General features: G+C 63.3%; 3 protein-coding genes. 1 reads left to right on the plus strand and 2 read right to left on the minus strand.

Annotation, left to right across the window (positions count from 1 at the left end; genetic code table 11):
* Positions 1–1,005: ABC-F family ATP-binding cassette domain-containing protein (locus EN925_RS30535; RefSeq protein ID WP_164894487.1), on the minus strand; the 1,005-nt coding region annotated here is incomplete at its 3' end.
* Between the two features lie 258 nt (positions 1,006–1,263).
* On the opposite strand from EN925_RS30535, the gene EN925_RS30540 reads away from it, so the two are divergent.
* Entirely contained in the window at positions 1,264–1,569 is a 306-nt protein-coding gene (locus EN925_RS30540) for a hypothetical protein (RefSeq protein WP_024501716.1), read from the plus strand.
* 91 nt (positions 1,570–1,660) lie between these two features.
* On the opposite strand, the gene EN925_RS30545 is transcribed toward EN925_RS30540, so the two are convergent.
* The coding region (locus EN925_RS30545; RefSeq protein WP_348630371.1) for a transporter substrate-binding domain-containing protein at positions 1,661–2,920 on the minus strand (1,260 nt) is incomplete at its 5' end.

Consider the following 2,920-nt stretch of genomic DNA (forward strand, 5'->3'; position numbering starts at 1 on the left):
GCCATAGCCCTTGTGGACGTTCTTCAGCGTCACGACATCCTCGCCGCAGCGCGGCGCCGGCAGGAAATCGAAGGACACGGTTTGACGGCGCTTCGGCGGCTCGACGCGGTCGATCTTGTCCAGCTTCTTCACCCGGCTCTGCACCTGCGCGGCATGCGAGGCGCGCGCCTTGAAGCGCTCGATGAAGGCGATCTCCTTGGCCAGCATCGCCTGCTGGCGCTCGAACTGAGCCTGCTGCTGCCTGTCGGCGATCGCCCGCTGCTGCTGGTAGAATTCGTAGTTTCCGGAATAGGCGGTCAGCGAACCGGCGTCGATCTCGACCACCTTGTTGACGATGCGATTCATGAACTCGCGGTCGTGCAAGGTCATCAACAGCGCGCCATCATAGTTCTTCAGGAAGGATTCCAGCCAGATCAGGCTCTCCAGGTCGAGATGGTTCGACGGCTCGTCGAGCAGCATGGCGTCGGGCCGCATCAACAGGATGCGGGCCAGCGCCACGCGCATCTTCCAGCCGCCGGACAGCTTTCCGACATCGCCGTCCATCATCTCCTGCGAAAAGCCGAGACCGTCCAGCACTTCGCGGGCGCGGCCATCCAGCGCATAGCCGTCGAGTTCCTCGAAGCGGTGCTGCGCCTCGCCATATTTTTCGATGATCTCGTCCATCTGGTCGGCCTGCTCGGGATCGGCCATGGCCGCCTCGAGGGCCGCCATTTCGGCCGCGACTTCGCTGACCGGCCCGGCGCCGTTCATCACTTCGGCGACAGCGCTGTGGCCTTCCATGTCGCCGACATCCTGGCTGAAATAGCCGATGGCGACGCCGCGATCGACCTGCACCTGGCCTTCGTCTGGCTGCTCCTGGCCGGTGATCATGCGAAACAGCGTCGTCTTGCCGGCGCCGTTCGGCCCGACGAGGCCGACCTTCTCGCCCTTCTGCAGGGACGCCGACGCTTCGATGAAGACAAGCTGACGGCCGTTCTGCTTGCTGATGCTTTCAAGTCTGATCATGCGGTGTCCGGGGAATTTTGCTTGCGTGAAACGATTTGCCCGGCGCCTTACGCGAAGGATAGCCGCAAAGGAAGAGGCGCAAGCGCCGCACACCGCCGATCTCCCCCCTCGTGGGGGAGATTGGCAGCTTCACCGCCAGACACACTCCAGAAACAAGATTCAACATCCGGGAAAAACTCGCGAAAACATCGCCTGTCATAACCACCCTCGCGGCGGTCACGCGGCCTGCGGCACAACGCGAAGAAATGGTCCCGAAACATGCAACGACGTTCGACCGGATGGATGGGTGCCCTGACAGGCATTTCGCTCGCCGTGCTTGCGGTCGCACAGTCGGATGCGGCGGTCACCCGGAGCGAATATTGCAGCCGGCTCGGTCTTCAACTCGACGGAGCCATCCAGACCAAAGCCAAACCCGGTGCCAGTGCGAGCCAGATCGCCGAGGCAACGGCACTCCAGGACAAGGCGAACCGGTTCTGTGCCGAGCGCAAGCAGGCGCAAGGCATCCGGACCTATGCCAATGCCCTGAAACTTCTTGGCGTGACACCGGTCGACCTGGACCAGTGACAGCAACCATCCATCCCTGAAAGACAGGCCGCCACTCTCGGATAGCGACGGCGGTTCTTCCAGCGCATAGCACCGCTGAAATTGCTGCCGGCTACTTCTCGCCCAGATACTGGAAGACGGCCTGCTTCCACCAATCGCTTTCGATGGTCTGCAGGAGGGCGACATCGAGAGACTTGCGCAACGGGCTGCCGAGCGGCAGCGCAATGGCATATTGCTGCTGGTCGAAGGTCGCATCGAGAATCTGCAGGCTTGTCGCGTAATTCTGCCCGACCAGCCAGCCAAGCAGCGGCTTGTCGTGCACCAGCGCGTCGATCTTGCCGGCGCGAAGCGCGTTGAGGCCTTGCTGGATCGAGGCAAAGTCCTGATGACGGATCTGGGTCGAATCCAGATAGGACGCCGTCGACGAGCTCTGCACCGCGCCGACCCTGACCGCGGCGAGATCGCTTTCGCCCTGCACCATGCCTTCCATCTGCGTCACCGTCAGCACCGATGTGACACCCGCAGTGAACACCGCGATCGCAATGATCGATCCCATCATCCAGAGCGCGGCCAGCGCGCGCCCCGGCACGGTTCGCGGGCCGAAATCACCGGTGCTGGCCTGCGTCGCGGCGATGGTCGACCACCACATGCTGGAAAACAGTCCCTTGGCGACGCCGCCGCCGAAATCGTCATTGTGCCGGCGTTCGAACATCCAGATGAGGACGCCGACCACCACCGATATGATGACCAGCGCCAGAACCGCCTGCAGGAAGCCGAACGACGTCAGGGCATGCAGCACCGGCCGCCATGACGGCTGGTTGTTGAGCGGCGTCGCGATGCCGAGCCCGGTCGTGAAGAAGGGCTGCGTGAAGTCGACGGCCTTTTCGCGGTCGGCCGTGACCGTGATCGCGGCCATCGCCGCATCGAATCTGCCGCTGACGACGCCATCGATCTGGTCCTGCACGGCAGGCACTTCGACATAGTGGAAGCGCAGGTTGAGCCGCCCGGCCATTTTCTGCCAGAGGTCGATGCTCAATCCCGACCAGCTGCCGTCCTGCAGCTTGAACGCAAAAGGCGGCGCCTGTTTTATCCCGACCGAGATCTCTTTTGCCGGCGAGGCCGAGGGGGAAGCCAGGTCGGGAGAAGTCTGATCGGGCGAAGTCTGGGCAAGCGTGACCCCGGCTCCCACACACGCGACGATGACAATGAGACCCAGCGCCATCGTCCACGAAGCAACTCTTCTCAACGGCAACGACTCCCAGCGACCGGTCCGCCGCTCGATCGTCGCGGCTTTCGAAGGGTAGCCGCCGTGCCCTCCTCCGTCCACCGGCGATGTCGTTGCTGAAGCGGCCGCGCCACGCCGACCCCGAAT

The organism is Mesorhizobium sp. M7A.F.Ca.US.006.04.2.1, from assembly GCF_004022915.1.
GTDB classification, from domain to species: domain Bacteria; phylum Pseudomonadota; class Alphaproteobacteria; order Rhizobiales; family Rhizobiaceae; genus Mesorhizobium; species Mesorhizobium ciceri.